This window comes from Mesorhizobium sp. M0854 (assembly GCF_040319815.1).
Lineage (GTDB): Bacteria > Pseudomonadota > Alphaproteobacteria > Rhizobiales > Rhizobiaceae > Mesorhizobium.
Genome location: NZ_JAMYOL010000018.1, coordinates 24,131 through 38,508, shown reverse-complemented (window position 1 = coordinate 38,508; position 14,378 = coordinate 24,131). Strand labels below are relative to the sequence as shown.

Annotated in this window: 15 protein-coding genes; 9 read left to right on the top strand and 6 right to left on the bottom strand. The window is 63.0% G+C overall.

What is annotated here, in order from left to right; translation table 11 throughout:
* Nucleotides 1-63 precede the first annotated feature (63 nt).
* The 3 genes from NKH99_RS23200 to NKH99_RS23190 all read left to right on the top strand — a co-directional run bounded on the left by NKH99_RS23200 (nt 64) and on the right by NKH99_RS23190 (nt 3,512).
* Nucleotides 64-1,086: a phosphatase PAP2 family protein gene (locus NKH99_RS23200; RefSeq protein WP_353015773.1), complete on the top strand. Its 1,023-nt coding sequence runs from the start codon at nt 64-66 to the stop codon at nt 1,084-1,086.
* A 9-nt stretch (nt 1,087-1,095) separates the two neighbouring features.
* The gene (locus NKH99_RS23195; protein ID WP_352821176.1) at nt 1,096-2,643 is read left to right on the top strand and encodes a S8 family peptidase; all 1,548 of its coding nucleotides are present in this window, start codon (nt 1,096-1,098) and stop codon (nt 2,641-2,643) included.
* 167 nt (nt 2,644-2,810) lie between these two features.
* On the top strand, nt 2,811-3,512 hold the full coding sequence (locus tag NKH99_RS23190) for an adenylate/guanylate cyclase domain-containing protein (RefSeq protein WP_352501968.1): 702 nt from the start codon (nt 2,811-2,813) through the stop codon (nt 3,510-3,512).
* Between the two features lie 135 nt (nt 3,513-3,647).
* Here the strand turns inward: NKH99_RS23190 and NKH99_RS23185 are convergent, their stop codons facing one another.
* Both NKH99_RS23185 and NKH99_RS23180 read right to left on the bottom strand, forming a co-directional pair.
* A complete protein-coding gene (locus NKH99_RS23185; RefSeq protein ID WP_352993834.1) occupies nt 3,648-4,574 on the bottom strand; it encodes a DnaJ C-terminal domain-containing protein in 927 nt (308 codons plus the stop codon).
* A 100-nt stretch (nt 4,575-4,674) separates the two neighbouring features.
* Nucleotides 4,675-5,136, bottom strand: coding sequence for an RT0821/Lpp0805 family surface protein (locus NKH99_RS23180; RefSeq protein ID WP_353015771.1), 462 nt, complete (start codon nt 5,134-5,136; stop codon nt 4,675-4,677).
* A gap of 39 nt (nt 5,137-5,175) precedes the next feature.
* On the opposite strand from NKH99_RS23180, the gene pdxH reads away from it, so the two are divergent.
* Both pdxH and NKH99_RS23170 read left to right on the top strand, forming a co-directional pair.
* Nucleotides 5,176-5,793, top strand: a complete 618-nt coding sequence (pdxH, locus tag NKH99_RS23175; protein ID WP_352501971.1) for a pyridoxamine 5'-phosphate oxidase — start codon at nt 5,176-5,178, stop codon at nt 5,791-5,793.
* 208 nt (nt 5,794-6,001) lie between these two features.
* Nucleotides 6,002-6,286: a hypothetical protein gene (locus tag NKH99_RS23170; protein ID WP_353015768.1), complete on the top strand. Its 285-nt coding sequence runs from the start codon at nt 6,002-6,004 to the stop codon at nt 6,284-6,286.
* 72 nt (nt 6,287-6,358) lie between these two features.
* Here the strand turns inward: NKH99_RS23170 and NKH99_RS23165 are convergent, their stop codons facing one another.
* Together NKH99_RS23165 and NKH99_RS23160 are read right to left on the bottom strand one after the other, a co-directional pair.
* The gene (locus tag NKH99_RS23165; RefSeq protein ID WP_352681144.1) at nt 6,359-7,111 is read right to left on the bottom strand and encodes a crotonase/enoyl-CoA hydratase family protein; all 753 of its coding nucleotides are present in this window, start codon (nt 7,109-7,111) and stop codon (nt 6,359-6,361) included.
* 53 nt (nt 7,112-7,164) lie between these two features.
* Nucleotides 7,165-8,928 carry an acyl-CoA dehydrogenase family protein gene (locus NKH99_RS23160; protein WP_353015766.1) on the bottom strand — a complete coding sequence of 588 codons (1,764 nt, stop codon included), beginning with the start codon at nt 8,926-8,928 and terminating at the stop codon, nt 7,165-7,167.
* Nucleotides 8,929-9,050: 122 nt separating this feature from the next.
* Between NKH99_RS23160 and NKH99_RS23155 the strand changes: the two genes are divergently transcribed.
* The 3 genes from NKH99_RS23155 to NKH99_RS23145 all read left to right on the top strand — a co-directional run bounded on the left by NKH99_RS23155 (nt 9,051) and on the right by NKH99_RS23145 (nt 11,227).
* The gene (locus NKH99_RS23155; RefSeq protein ID WP_352501975.1) at nt 9,051-9,431 is read left to right on the top strand and encodes a type II toxin-antitoxin system TacA family antitoxin; all 381 of its coding nucleotides are present in this window, start codon (nt 9,051-9,053) and stop codon (nt 9,429-9,431) included.
* The gene (locus NKH99_RS23150) at nt 9,428-9,931 is read left to right on the top strand and encodes a GNAT family N-acetyltransferase (protein ID WP_352501976.1); all 504 of its coding nucleotides are present in this window, start codon (nt 9,428-9,430) and stop codon (nt 9,929-9,931) included. The genes NKH99_RS23155 and NKH99_RS23150 overlap by 4 nt, the downstream gene beginning before the upstream one ends.
* Nucleotides 9,932-10,126: 195 nt before the next feature.
* Nucleotides 10,127-11,227 (top strand): glycoside hydrolase family 25 protein, encoded by a 1,101-nt coding sequence (locus NKH99_RS23145; RefSeq protein WP_353015764.1) that lies wholly within the window; start codon nt 10,127-10,129, stop codon nt 11,225-11,227.
* A 20-nt stretch (nt 11,228-11,247) separates the two neighbouring features.
* On the opposite strand, the gene purD is transcribed toward NKH99_RS23145, so the two are convergent.
* Complete coding sequence (gene purD, locus NKH99_RS23140; RefSeq protein WP_352969356.1) at nt 11,248-12,525, bottom strand: phosphoribosylamine--glycine ligase; 1,278 nt, start codon at nt 12,523-12,525, stop codon at nt 11,248-11,250.
* A gap of 156 nt (nt 12,526-12,681) precedes the next feature.
* On the opposite strand from purD, the gene ubiA reads away from it, so the two are divergent.
* Nucleotides 12,682-13,665, top strand: coding sequence for a 4-hydroxybenzoate octaprenyltransferase (ubiA, locus tag NKH99_RS23135; RefSeq protein ID WP_352994053.1), 984 nt, complete (start codon nt 12,682-12,684; stop codon nt 13,663-13,665).
* Here the strand turns inward: ubiA and NKH99_RS23130 are convergent, their stop codons facing one another.
* A complete protein-coding gene (locus NKH99_RS23130; RefSeq protein WP_023674094.1) occupies nt 13,666-14,232 on the bottom strand; it encodes a DUF6101 family protein in 567 nt (188 codons plus the stop codon).
* Nucleotides 14,233-14,378: the final 146 nt, after the last annotated feature.

Genomic DNA, 14,378 nt, shown 5'->3' with positions numbered 1-14,378 from the left:
CGTCGAGGCTCCGACCACCAGTTGGCGCGGATCAAATTTGGAAGCTTTAGTTGAGGGGTGGACATGATGTCGACAATTTATCTCAATAACAAGTTGTTTAGCGCCCGATTCTTAGTAAGTGGATCGGCCATAAGGCAATATCCGCTGATATTGGGTGACGCAAGTCCTGAAAAATCTCTTGAGGAATACATCAAAAATAGAGGCGGCGAAAAACTGCATCCTTTCGCGTCTATGATGACCAAGAGCAGCGTTCTGTCGATTCAAGAAGAGCAGATCGTGATAACGATTTCTGATGACCCTGTGGAGGGTGCCATGCGCCTTTCGCCAGCCTTCCTGGCGGGGCCGAGCGCAGGTCGAGGTCGAGGCAGGGGCAGAGGGCGCGGACGAGGACGGGGACGCGGCAGGGGGCAAACGGCTTTCGAAACTGGCGAGGAGGCTTTGCCGGCGTGGCACGACAAGCGTGCCTTGCACAGGATCGGACTAAGCGTCGCCAACAAATATCTCGGTGCGATCTGGGAGGACATTCTTATCGATCCCCCGCCCGGACCTTCAGAGAGCCTCAGGGAGACAGAAGCGCTTATCGATCTGCAGAAGAGGAGGGAAGGTGACCCGCTGCGGCGCGAGGAGATCGTCCGCCAAGCATCGTTCGGGATTTTGGACTACACGGCGCCGCTCGGAATAGACACTCTCGCGGGCTTCGAGGGGACATGCGCATTGATCGTTGCGATCCTCGAACTCACGGAGGAGATCGGGCTCAACTACAAAGATCGATTCAATCGGCCACGGCCCAACATCATTGAGCCGAGGCTGCGGCCGGCGCTTCCGGTTCCCTCGCACGCTTCCTACCCGTCCAACCATTCATTTCAGTCATTTGCAGTGGCGAACGTTCTGCAACGGATGCTGCCTGAGCACGCCGGCGTAACCGCGGTTTATGAGCGCGCCCGCCGGGTGGCCGAGAACAGGGAATGGGCCGGGCTGCACTACGCCAGCGACACCGATGCCGGCGAGGAACTGGCTGCGCGCATTTCTCCGTACTTGGTGGACGCGATGGATGAAACGATCCGACGCGCCCAGAGCGAATGGTAGGTGGGTGCCATGATGGACGACATCAAGAAGGGCGAAGGCCATCTTTGTTATGACTGGTATCACTACCTGTGGCACCTGATCGCAATCGGCGCCTTACGCGATCGTCCGCGCATCCCTGAAGCGCGGTTGCCGCACGAGGCCGCATACCTGCTGGAGGCCGACGCCTGGGATTTGTTGGGTACTGACAAGCCCGGTTACGGCGAGGTCATTGCCCAGATCGATACGGGAGTGAACTCAAGCCATCCCAATCTCGAGCCTCGTATCCTTTCTGCGGTCAGCTTCGCCGCTCACCCTTTCGGGTTGAGTTACGTCACACCCAAGCAGCAACCGCTCGTCTTGCGAGGGCCGGAAAAAAAGCAGAGCAAGAGCTTTGTGGGCGACGATACCTGGGCGTGGGCGGCAAGCCTGATCAAATCGAGGAACAATGCGCAGGAAGTCGAGGTTCAGAAATCGCTGCTTCGAGCACTGAAAGATGGGCGCGGCGTAATTCAGGAGACTGCTGAGACCTCGCGTATGCGCTACTCAGCGCACGGGACCGCCTGCGCTGGGCTGATGGTCGGCGCCCCTGCGGCTCCGCCCACGAAGTTGAGGCAATTTAGCAACGGTGAAGGCGCAATACCTTATTGGGGGGTCGCCCCAGGCGCTGAACTCCTGCCGATCGAGATTTCAGCACGGCCCGACGCAGCGCAGCTCATTCTGGCGTTCCTCTATGCCCGCGACCAGAAGGTTTCAGTCATACACTTTCCCCGGGAAGTACCCGATCCATGGCGAGCGCACCGTTCCTATCCTGGATATGGCGACAGCAGATATACTTCGGTCGAACAGGCAAAGCCAATTTGGGATTATTTCGAGACGCTTTTCGAGGCGATCAGCGAGGAAATCCCCATCATCTGCGCAGCCGGCAACGATGGCTACGACCATCTGATTTACCCGGCGAGCAAGGCCGGCGAAAGCAATGGCGTGGTTGCGGTGGCGGCCGCCACTTATCGGGCGAGACGTTCAGCATATTCCAACTACAGCGGCGATCCGACCGACAATTCCGTCACCATTTCCGCGCCGTCCGACGACCAGGAGGTGTGTACACGCTGCCAAATACGACTGGACCGTGAGTCGCTGCGTTCACGTGACCACAATTTCGAGATCTACGAGAAGCTCCCCCAGGTTGAATACGCGCCGCAGGGCGTGCTCACCACGGACATCCCGGGCCACCACGGCTATTCCGGCGGACAGCTGGAAGGAATCCAGCCACCGGGCGTCGAAAGCAGAGACCGCGCCGGGCTCTACACAGTATTTGGCGGAACATCTGCAGCCTCGGCCATCGTCGCGGGAGCAGCCGCTTTGTTGCAGTCGAAACATCGCTCCACCGGTAGGCCGCTCAACGGCATAGAGGTTAAGGCGAAGATGACCCAGTCAGGCGCAAAGGAGGTTTCATGGCCTTGGCTTAAAAAAGCTGACGTTCCGATTCTACCGGACAGCCCTAATTGCGAGAGAAGGGTGCCTTCGTTCGATCAGCAGTTTGGAGCGGGGCTGCTTGACCTCCGTAAGTTGCTGAGCTGAGGGTCCCGCCGAATTTTGACTAAAAGGTCGGCTGCAAGCCGCCAAAGCCGGGCCCGAATGGATTTCTGACGTAATTCTGACGTGCCCGCCACGGCGGGCTTACGATCCGCCTACGCCGTCCAGTCATATTCGAGCGACATTTGAAACCGCTCGGGGGCCGGACTCCAATGCATCCGATCACTGCCTATACGAATCCACAGACTGACCGCGTGCTCCCGTCATTCGGCATGGGTGAAACGAAATTCCAGCGCGCCATCGCCACGATCATGTTTACCGACGTGGAGGACTCGACCGGCTTGGCGAGCGCACTTGGCCTGATCGAAACCACGCGGTTCATGATCGAGCACTTCACGTTGACCCGCCAGGTCGTGGTGGCCAATGGGGGGATCGTTCAAAACTTTACAGGCGACGGCGTGCTAGCTCTCTGGCTGGGGAGCGAAATGACGCCCAGCGAAACGGCGCTAAAGGCGCTGGCCGCCGTCGCGGAACTGGTACCGGAAATCTCGCTCGGCAACGCTTGGAAGCGTTCAATGGGCTCCCTGTCGCGCCGCATCAGGATCGGCTTACACTCCGGCGAGGTGATGTTCGTCAACGATCGCCAGCGGGATTTCTCTTTTCTGGTCGGCTCGGAGGTAAATTTCGCCCGCCACGTCGAGCAGGCTGGCAAGAGGGAGAATGGCGCAGGCGTCGATGCGCTGGTGATGGTCAGCGGTGCGACCCTCCACCTTGCTGGCCTGGCGACTGCATCGATCGACCCCTACAAGCTTGTGCGGCTAACCCCCGCCGAACTGGCTCATCGCCAGTCGGTCGACTGGCCTCGACCGTGTTCGCGAAGCGGAACTATGGCGCGTGCAAATGTCGGCCTTTGAGGCGTTAGCTGACGTTGAACCTACTTCGGCCAAATGGCGGCTCCTGGCGCTGGTTGCTCGTTTCCTGTCAATAACCGACGCGGCATGAAACCACTCACGCCCGCTTACGACGTCAAGCGCCGGCCTTTTCGACCGTCAGCCCTTTCGCCGGCGCATCAGCGCCTCGAGATCGGCGTCGCCGCCCTCCGGCAGCATCAGCCGCACGTGTGCGTAGAGATCGCCGTGACCGCCGGCCTTTTCCGGCAGGCCCCTGCCCTTCAGCCGCAGAACCTTGTCCGAGCTCGACCAAGGGGGAACGTTGACCGCAATCCTGCCGGTCGGGGTTTCGACCGCCACCTTGGCGCCATGCACCGCATCGGCCAGTTCCACCGGCAGGTCGACATGCAGGTCGCGGCCTTCGACGCGGTAGCGCGGGTGCCGGCGGAAACGGATCTTGACCAGCGCATCGCCCGGCTGCCCCGGTCCTTGCTCACCCTGGCCTTTCAACCGGATGGTCTGGCCGTCCTCGACATAGGCCGGCAACTTGACCGCCATCTTGCGGCCGTCGGGGAACATCGCCGTCACTTTCTCGGCGGTTGCGGCCTCCTCGATGGTGACGTCCAGCGTCACGTTGAGGTCGGCTGCGGTCGGCATCCGGCGGCCGGCGCCCATGCCGGAACCGCGCTGCTGGCTGAAAGCATCGCCGAAGATCTGGCTGAAGATGTCGCTGTTGCCGTCGAACGGGTCACCACCGGGACGGCCCGTGCGGAATTCGAAATGCGCGCCGCCCGGCCCTTGCTGCCGGCGGAAACCGGCGAAAGGATCGGCGCCGCCGGCCGCACTCTCGAAACCCTGAAACCGCGGTTTGCCTTCGGCGTCGATCTCACCGCGATCGAAAGCCGCCCGGTTCTTCTCGTCGCCGACGATCTCGTAAGCCTGATTGGCGGCGGCAAAACGCTCCTTTGCCTTGGGATCCGGATTCTGGTCCGGATGATACTTCTTGGCGAGCTTCCGGTACGCCGATTTTATGTCCTTGGCCGATGCGTTCTTGGCAACGCCCAGCACCTCATAGGGGTCGCGCATGCTTACTGCCCTGGAGAAGGAGTGGTTCCATGATCGCCTCCTATATGCGCTTGCATAGGAAGAAATTCCAGTGGCTTACCGCTATATAGCCGGCGGAAAATCAGAGCGCCTTGAAGTCCTGCATTCGCCAGGCGCTGCCGCCGGCCAGGCATACTTCGCCTTTGAACAGCGCGGCGCCGTCGAAGCTCTCGCGCGACGCGGTGAAGCGACGGCATGTCTCACCGTTAGCCCTGAATTCTGCGAGCTCGGTGATGGAGCCGCGCGAGCCGGTGTCGGCATTCGCCCAGGGAATGGCCTGCCCGGCCAGTTGCTCGACGTCGGCGGAGGACACGGCGTTGCGGATCGTAGCCTGGTCGGAAGCGCGGTCCTGATCGAGCGGCGTGACTGAGGCCGGCGTGCTCGAGGTCAGTATCGAGCGGTCCACCTCCGCCTGCTCCAGGCTGAAGCCGCCCCCGCCACAGGCGGCAAGCGGCAGGATGATTGTCACGATCATGGCTTTGGCGCTGGCCGAAGCGATAACGCTCCATTGCCCACTGTCAAAAGCTTGCGCGATACGCGACAATCGGCAATCTCCCCAGCCGGCGACAAATTTGGGAAAACTATGAGCGAAACCGGGTTAACAAGCGGTGACTTTACCGAGGCGGCGGAGCCGTTCCGGCTTTTTGCGGCGTGGCTCGACGACGCTACGAAGAGCGAGATCAACGACCCCAACAGCGTCGCACTGGCGACGGTCGATGCCGAGGGCATGCCGAATGTGCGAATGGTGCTGCTCAAGGGGTTCGATGAGGGTGGTTTTGTCTTCTACACGAATTTCGAGAGCGCCAAGGGCCGCGAGATCCTTGGCAGCATGAAAGCAGCGATGTGCTTCCACTGGAAATCTCTGCGCCGGCAGGTGCGGGCGCGGGGCCCGGTGGAGATCGTCACCGACGCCGAAGCCGACGCCTATTACGCGACCCGTCCGCGCGGCAGCCGCATCGGCGCCTGGGCCTCCAAACAGTCGCGGCCGCTGGAGAGCCGCTTCGCGCTGGAAAAGGCGGTCGCCGAATACACGGCGCGCCATGCGATCGGCGACATCCCGCGGCCAAAACACTGGTCAGGCTTCCGCATCGTGCCGCAGACCATCGAGTTCTGGCACGACCGTCCGTTCCGGCTGCACGACCGTGTCGTGTTTTCGCGCAACGCCGAGGGCGGTTGGGACAAAATGAGGCTTTATCCGTAGGGCACGACGGTGGAGCGCCGCTGCCCATTTTTTCAGCCCTTCTTCCTGGTCATGAAGGCGGCCAAGGCCGGGCCGCTTCTGCCGGATTTCCAGTTCCCACGATCACGATCTCGTGTGCGTGAAACGTTCCAGCTTGCCGGAACGAACCAGGAAAGGGCTCAACGCGCCGCTGGCGCAAATTCAGGAGGAAACAATGCATTCATTCAGGTTGGTCACGCTGGCCGGTCTTGCCTGCCTTTTCGCTTCGCAAGCCTATGCGGAGGACGCGATGGGGACAATGACGGTGATGAAGGGTGGGGAGGTCATGGCGATCATGCCCGATGGGCATATGGGCACCATGATGCCCGACGCGAAGATGAGCGCCGAAATGATGAAAATGGCGAAACCGATCAAGCATTGCATGATGTTGATGACCGACGCCAAAGGCAAGACGTTCATGATCGACACGTCTTCGGCAAAGGCCCAGGCCGAATGTAAAAAAATGGCGATGTGACAAAGAGATCATGGCAAGAAAACCCGCCGGTTTCTGCCGGCGGGTCCACGATGCGAGACAAGGCCAGAAGGTCTAGGCCTTCTTCCTGGTCATGAAGGCCGTCAAGGCTGCGCGGGCCTCGTCGGATTTGAGCCGCTCGCGGAAATGCTGGCTTTCCTGGCCGATGCGCTCGACAAGGGCGTCGCGCGAGCCGCGCATCAGGTCGCGCGCGATCTTCAGCGCTTGCGGCGGTTTGGCAGCGATCTGGCCCGCCGCCGCCAATACCGATGCTTCGAGTGCCTCTTCCTCGACCACCTCATAGATCAGCCCGGCGGCCTTCGCGCGCTCGGCCGAAAAGCCCTCGCCGAGGCCAAGCAGCGCGAAGGCGCCTTGGCGGCCGAGGATCTGCGGCGCGAGCAGGCTCGATCCTGCCTCCGGCACAAGGCCGAGATCGACGAAGGGCGTTCGGAATAGTGTGCGCCGCGTGGCGAACGTCAGGTCGCAATGCAGGTTGAGCGTGGTGCCGATACCGACGGCAATGCCGTCGACGCCGGAAACCATCGGCTTTTCCACCTTGGCCAGCGCCATCAGGAAATCCCAGACCTCGGAACCGCCTTCGCCGCCCGAGGCGACGACCATGAAATCGGCAAGGTCGTTGCCGGACGAGAAGGCACCGGGGACGCCGAGAAAGACATGGACGCGGATCGCCGGATCGGCGTCGCCGCCGGCAAGAGCCGCCGACATCGTCGCGTACATGGCGCGGGTCAGGGCGTTCTTCTTGTCCGGACGGTTCATGCGGATGATCTGGATGGCGCCCTGGCGCTCGACGAGGATGTGGTCTGTCACGGATTGGTCCTTTGTGAATTTCGGGCCTTTGTGAATTTCGGCGCGTGCGAACGTCAGGCTGAAATCAGCGCCTTGCCGGCAACGGCAAGGCTGTCGGCGCCGCCGACGACGCGCTCTTTGAGCGCGGCCACTTCGCCAAGCAGGTTCTCGGCGAAGAACCGGCAAAGCGCGATGCGGTTTTGGTCGGCAAGCGCGCCGCGCGCCAGATAGGCCCCGCCCGCGGCAAGCGAGATCAGCGTGAGATAGGGTGTGGCGCCGGCCAGCGCCTCGTCCGAACGGCCTTCGGCCTGCAGGTCTTGCAGCAAACGGGTTGCCTGGGAGAGCTCGTCGAGCGCCTGGTCGAGGCGATCGGCGGTGCGGCCGAAGCCTTCAAGGTTCGACGCTCGCACCGCATCGGCGACGGCCTTGAGTTCGGCGATGTAGCCATGCACATGCCGGCCGCCGCCGAGCGGCAGCTTGCGTGTCACCAGATCGATCGCCTGGATGCCATTGGTGCCTTCGTAAATGGGCGCGATGCGCGCGTCGCGATAAAGTGCTGCGGCCCCTGTCTCCTCGATGAACCCCATGCCGCCATGCACCTGCAGCCCAAGCGAGGCGACCTCGACGCCGACGTCGGTCGAAAAGGCCTTGGCCAGCGGCGTCAACAGATTGGCGCGCTCCTGCCAGTGCTTTGCATCTTCGCTCTGCGACGCAAGATCGATGGCGTGGGCGCAGGAATAGCAGACGGCACGGGCAATCTGGGTCAGCGCCTTCATGGTCAGAAGAGTGCGCTGGATGTCGGGGTGATGCACGATCGGCGCCATGCCGGCACCGCCATAGCTTGCCGCCTTGCCTTGGCGGCGATCATTTGCAAAGGCGAGCGCCTTCTGCGTCGCCGCCTCGGCGACCGCGACGCCCTGAATGCCGACGGCAAGGCGCGCATTGTTCATCATGGTGAACATGCAGGCGAGGCCCTTGTTCTCCCCGCCGACCAGCCAGCCGATCGCGCCGGGCGCGGTGCCTTCGAAGCCATCGCCATAAATCATCGTGCAGGTCGGCGAAGCGTGGATGCCCAGTTTGTGCTCCAGCCCGGAGCAGAAGACGTCGTTGCGTGCGCCCAGCGCGCCATCGTCTCCGACCAGGAATTTCGGCACCAGGAACAACGACAGGCCGCGCGTGCCGGCCGGCGCGTCCGGCAGCCGCGCCAGCACCATATGGATGATGTTGTCGGTGAAATCGTGCTCGCCATAGGTGATGAATATCTTTTGCCCGAAGATGCGGTAGGTGCCGTCGCCGGCCGGTTCGGCGCGGGTTCGCAAGGCATTCAGGTCCGAGCCTGCCTGCGGCTCGGTCAGGTTCATGGTGCCCATCCATTCGCCGGAGACCAGCTTTTCCAGATATTTGGCCTTGAGTGCCTGCGAGCCATGCTTGTCGAGTGCTTCGACCGCGGCCATGGTCAGCGTCGGGGCGATGCCGAACGCCATCGAGGCGGAGTTCCACATTTCGAGCGCGGCGACGCCGAGCATGGCCGGCAGCGCCTGGCCGCCATACGCTTCAGGCGCGGACAGCGCATTCCAGCCGCCGCCGATCCAGCGGCGATAAAGTTCCTTCCAGCCGGGCGGGGTGGTGACGGCAGCGCCGTCGAGCACCGCGCCTTGCTGGTCGCCGATCTTGTAGAGCGGCGCCACCTCCTCACTGGCGAAGCGGCCGGCCTCGGCCAGAATGGCGTCGACGAGGTCCTCGCCGAGTTCGCCAAAGATGCCGGTATCGAGCGCCGGCTTCAAGCCGGCGACATGCTTCAGGGTGAAGGCGATCTCCTCGACCGGTGCCCGATACATGGCGCTCGCTCCTCCTCTGTCCGGCTCTCCTCAGTCCGGCAGGTCAACTCAAGATCCGTGCCGACGCTCCCCGTCCACCTCGTTTTACGTAAACGTCAAACTTTGTCACGCGGATTTTGCAGTTGCTGGCTCGTCTGCAAAATTATTTAGAGCCGGACGACGCACTTGATTTGTACGGCTATTTCCCGTACAAGGCAGTATCAGGGGTGACGATAATGCCAAACCAACAGACCCGCACCGCCCGTCTCGAAGCCCGTATTTCGCCGGATATGCTGGACGTGGTGAAACGTGCCGCCGAAATCCAGGGCCGCAGCGTCAGCGACTTCGTGGTCGCCGCCGCTCAAGAGGCGGCCCAGCGTACTATCGAGAACACCACCATCATGCGTATCTCCATCGAAGATCAGCGCGCCATGATGGAGGCGATTCTCAATCCGCCCGAGCCTAATGAGGCACTGCGCAAAGCTGCCGACGCCCACAAACGGCTGGTCGTCGAAACCCGGTGACTTTCGCCGTCATTATCGAACCGCTCGGCGGATCGCATGATCGCAAGGCGTTCAGCTGCGGGGTACCGGCGCTCGACCGCTACATTCGGGAGCAAGCCAGCCAGGATGTCAAACGCCGAGTCGGCAATTGCTTCGTTGCCGTGGATCGCGATGGCGGCGCGATCGCCGGATATTACACTTTGGCGGCGTCGAGCATACCAATCGCGTCCTTGCCTGACGAACAGACAAAACATCTGCCACGCTACCCGGTTCTGCCCGCGATATTGGTCGGCAGGCTGGCCGTCGATGCCCGATACCAGCGGCGGCGGGTCGGGTCGGCGCTGATCGTGGATGCGCTACGACGTAGCGTTAGCGCTGCCCCAGCAGCCTTCGCGTTGATTGTCGATGCCAAGGATGACCAGGCGGTCGCGTATTATCGCAGGCATGGCTTCACCTCGTTTCAGAGCCGCCCGCTATCACTGTTCCTGCCCATAGCAACAGCGTTGAAGCTATTTGGCTGACAATCGCAACCATCGCTTTGCTCTTGAGGAGCACCAAGGATCGCTTCTCCAGCGCTCCAACTCGCCCACTCGGCACCCGAAGCATTTCCTTAACCATGGCGGTTCAGGATTTGGCTTTGGCCAGCAAGGATCTGCTGTTTGAAAACGCCGGCGCGCCCCCTTGTCCGCTCAGCGCTTCTCCTTGTCGCGGCCGCGATGACCCTGATGCTGACGCCGGCAAAGGCCTCGGATTTCTCCGAACCGTGGAAGGATGCCGACCGGGCGCTGGTCGTCGACGCCTACGAATACAATTCCATCGACTGGACCAGGCTTGCCACCGACAAGCGTCTTGTCGGCTTCATCAACAAGGCATCCGACGGAATGCCGCCACCCTATTTCTGTTTCGGCGACGAGACCGAGACGCGGCTGTGCAAGACGCTTTGGAAGCGCCATGCGGTGGCGCGTGAGCTGTTCCAGACGCGCAAGGTTGTGGCCAAGGCGCTTGGCTTGAAATGGGGCGCCTATCACCTCGGCCGCCCCGGCAACCCGGTCGGCCAGGCCAATCATTTCATCGAGTTCGCCGAACCCGGGCCGGACGACCTGCTTGCCCTCGACATCGAGGACGACGACCCGACGCAGTGGATGTCGCTGGACGACGCCGAAGAATTCGTCCGCCAGGTGCATCGGCGGCTTGGCCGCTTTCCGGTGCTCTACACCAACGGCACGACCGCCCGGCACATCGCCGACAACAGATACAAATACCAGCTGCTGTCGCGGCTGCCGCTGTGGTATGCGCGCTACAAGCCCGACATCGGCGTGCATTTTCCGATGGGCAACTGGCAGGGTTATGCGCTCTGGCAGTTTTCGGCGCGAGCAAATTGCGGCCGGTTCCGCTGCCCTTACAGGGTCGCGGGCACACCCAACGATATCGACGTCAGCGTCGCGCCGATGAACGCCACGGAATTGAGCGCGCAGTGGCCGTTCGGCGGCCTGATCGACGTGCAGCCGGATTATCTCACCTCGATACCGGTGCCGCTCTCACGCGAGGCGGGGCTCGCCGGCGGCACCATCACTTACGCCAGCGTGACGCCAGCAAGCTTCGAGGAGATGGTCGCGGTATTCAGGGCGCGCCTGGCCAGGTTCAGCAGCGGCTTTCAAATGGCTGCGGTGAAGGCGGCGCCGGCCCTGCCGCGCGGGATTGCCGAATATGTCGCCTGGACGCGAAACGAAAAGCGTGCGGCATCGGTGCCAGGATTTGTCTCCACCGCCGATGCGGTCAGCAGCGTCTCGACCGAATTCGACCACGGCTTGCGCTGAGGCCGAAGGCCGCCCGAGCATCAGTCCGCCTGCTCGCGCGCCACCGCCAGCCAGCCAATGTCGCGGCGGCAAAAGCCTTGCGGCCAGTCGATCCGCTCGAGCGCGGCGTAAGCCTTCTTCTGCGCCTCGCCGACCGTGCGGCCGGTCGCCGTGATGTTGAGCACGCGACCGCCATTGGCGACGAGTGCGCTGCCGTTGATGGCGGTGCCGGCATGAAATATCTCGACGCCCTCACCCGCCGCCGCCTCGACGCCGCGGATGACCGAGCCCCTTTCCGGCGTGCCGGGATAACCCCTGGCTGCCATCACCACGGTGAGCGCCGCCTCGTCGCGCCAGCGCACCGAGGTGTGCGCCAGCTGGCCGTCGGCTGCTGCGTTGAGCAGGACGAGCAGATCGTCCTTCAGCCGCATCATCAGCACCTGGCATTCCGGGTCGCCGAAACGGGTGTTGTATTCGATCAGCTTCGGCCCGCTGTCAGTGATCATCAGCCCAGCAAACAGCACGCCGGAAAACGGAGCGCCTGTTTCAGCCATGCCGCGCATGGTCGGCTCGACGATCTCGCGCATGGTGCGGTCGATCATTTCCGGCGTCATCACCGGGGCCGGCGAATAGGCGCCCATACCGCCGGTGTTCGGGCCGGTGTCGCCGTCACTGAGGCGCTTGTGGTCCTGCGCGGTGCCGAAGGGCAGCGCGGTGGTGCCGTCGCACAGGCAGAAGAAACTTGCTTCTTCGCCGACGAGAAACTCCTCGACCACCACTTCCGCGCCGGCCTGGCCGAAGGAGCCGTCAAAACAGGCGTCGAGCGCGGCCAGCGCCTCGTCAAGCGTCATGGCGACGGTGACGCCCTTGCCGGCAGCGAGGCCGTCGGCCTTGATGACGATCGGCGCACCCGTCTTCTCGACATAGGTCCTGGCCGAAGCCAGATCGTCGAAGCGGCCATAGGCGGCGGTCGGGATGCCGTATCTGGCGCAGAGGTCCTTGGTGAAACCTTTCGAGCCTTCCAGCCGTGCCGCTGCCTTTGACGGTCCGAAGACACGGATGCCCTCGGCGCGCAGGTCGTCGGCAATGCCGGCGACCAGCGGCCCTTCCGGCCCGACCACGACTAGGCCTATTTCATTCTCGAGGCAAAACCGGGCAACCGCCGTGTGATCCGCAATATCGAGCCTCACCAGCTCGGCTTCGCGGCCGATGCCCGGATTGCCGGGCACCGCGTAGAGTTTGGTCAGCAGCGGCGACGCCGCGATCTTCCAGGCAAGCGCATGCTCTCGTCCGCCGGAGCCGATCAGCAAAACACGCATGCCCAGATTCCTTGCCATTTCACGACCAGGACTGCGCTATTGCGCCGCGCGCGACGGGTCAAGACATTTGGCTGCCGAAGCGCCGATTGCGCGTGGCGAGCGTGCGGGGGCTGCTTGACGCTTGACGGCATTCGCCTCTGCTGCCACTCCAGCAAAATGGAAACCGTCCAGTCGAAAGCGGCCCAGGGCCGCGTCGCCGATGCGCCGAGCGGCCACTGGGTCTATCGCGTGCTGCCGCGGCGGTTGTGGCCCTATGCGCAGCTTGCCCGGTGGGACCGGCCGATCGGCTGGCAATTGCTGCTGTGGCCATGCTGGTGGTCGGCTGCGCTTGCCGCGAGCGCCTATCCGCGTCCGACGGACCCGCTTCTCTCTCTGCTGCCGTCGCCGTGGTATCTGCTGCTGTTTTTTCTTGGCGCGTTCGCCATGCGCGGCGCCGGCTGCACCTACAATGATTTGGTCGACGAGGACATCGACAACCAGGTGGAACGCACGCGCTCGCGGCCGCTGCCGGCCGGCAAGGTCACGCGCCGGCAGGCCTGGATGTTTGTTGTCGTGCAGGCACTGGTCGGCCTTGCCGTGCTTTTGCAGTTCAACAGCTTCGCCATCTTGCTCGGCATCGGCTCGCTGGTCATCGTCGCCGTCTACCCGTTCATGAAGCGGTACACCAATTGGCCGCAACTCGTTCTCGGCCTTGCCTTTTCCTGGGGAGCGCTGATGGGATGGGCGGTCGAGTTCGGCGATCTCGATGGGCCGGCAATCATGCTCTATATCGGCTCGATCCTGTGGGTGATCGGCTATGACACGATCTATGCGCATCAGGACAAGGAAGACGACGCCATCGTCGGCGTGCGCTCGACGGCGCGCCTGTTCGGCGACAATACCAAGGCTTGGCTGGCCGGGCTTTATGGCGGAGCGCTGGTCTGCTTCGCCATCGCCTTTGCCTCGGCACAGGCACCGGTGCCTGCACTTGCCGGGCTGATCGCCGCCGGCGCGCATCTGGCGCGGCAGATCGGCGTGCTCGACATCGACGATCCGGACCAGTGCCTGAGGCTGTTCAGATCGAACAACCAGGTCGGCTGGCTGATCTTCCTCGGCCTGATCGGCGGCGCGGCCTGGGTGGCGCTGAAGCCGCTGGTTTAGCTACTCCCGCGAAATAAGCTCCTCGCCGCCGATGACCAGCCTGAGGCCGAGGTCGCCGGCGCGGCGGCGGGCGAGGAAGCGCGGGCGGCGCATGGTCGAGACGCGACCCTTGCGGCGGTCCTGCGCCGGCAGCGCCTTGATGGCGGCGCCGAGCGATTCTTCCAGCGTGCGGGCAATGCCGTCGGCCTCGATCAGCAGCATCGGCAGCCGGTAGGCGTCGGCCCAGGCGCGCCAGTCGGCGGCGACGTCGTCGAGATCGTCGGCGACCAGCAGCGGCACCGACAGCATCGGGTCATTGTGCAGAAGCTCAAGCGTCACTGTGACATTGCCATCCGGATCCTCCATCGCGCGGGCGGCGACGCCGCGAAACGCGTTGGCGGGCAGAGCGATGATCGCCGGCACGCCGCTCATCTCCAGCGTGCGGCGGATAACCGCGCCGCGCTGGTCGATGGTGAAGGTAACGTCGCCATAGTCGTCGCGCGTGGCGTAGCTCACCACTTGCGGCAGGCGGAATGGGTCGAGGCGCATATTGCGCCCGGCCCAGACTGGCTTCAGTCCAGTGTTCATATCGTGCCTTTCCTGTTTCTCCTGAGAGCCGGTGTTTCCGGTTCTCCGGGCCGGTTTTCCCAGCCTCGTTTGTGGAGAAACATTAGCGCGGGCTTCTTATCCTCGCGCTTAAGAAAGTCGGTTAAATTTTGCTGATCCGGGGCGGA

Excerpts from the sequence above, each read along its gene's own strand:
- NKH99_RS23200 (WP_353015773.1), top strand. The coding sequence starts at position 64 with ATGATGTCGACAATTTATCTCAATAACAAGTTGTTTAGCGCCCGATTC.
- NKH99_RS23195 (WP_352821176.1), top strand. The coding sequence starts at position 1,096 with ATGATGGACGACATCAAGAAGGGCGAAGGCCATCTTTGTTATGACTGG.
- NKH99_RS23190 (WP_352501968.1), top strand. The coding sequence starts at position 2,811 with ATGCATCCGATCACTGCCTATACGAATCCACAGACTGACCGCGTGCTC.
- NKH99_RS23185 (WP_352993834.1), bottom strand. The coding sequence starts at position 4,574 with ATGCGCGACCCCTATGAGGTGCTGGGCGTTGCCAAGAACGCATCGGCC.
- pdxH (WP_352501971.1), top strand. The coding sequence starts at position 5,176 with ATGAGCGAAACCGGGTTAACAAGCGGTGACTTTACCGAGGCGGCGGAG.
- NKH99_RS23160 (WP_353015766.1), bottom strand. The coding sequence starts at position 8,928 with ATGTATCGGGCACCGGTCGAGGAGATCGCCTTCACCCTGAAGCATGTC.
- NKH99_RS23145 (WP_353015764.1), top strand. The coding sequence starts at position 10,127 with ATGACCCTGATGCTGACGCCGGCAAAGGCCTCGGATTTCTCCGAACCG.
- purD (WP_352969356.1), bottom strand. The coding sequence starts at position 12,525 with ATGCGTGTTTTGCTGATCGGCTCCGGCGGACGAGAGCATGCGCTTGCC.
- ubiA (WP_352994053.1), top strand. The coding sequence starts at position 12,682 with ATGGAAACCGTCCAGTCGAAAGCGGCCCAGGGCCGCGTCGCCGATGCG.
- NKH99_RS23130 (WP_023674094.1), bottom strand. The coding sequence starts at position 14,232 with ATGAACACTGGACTGAAGCCAGTCTGGGCCGGGCGCAATATGCGCCTC.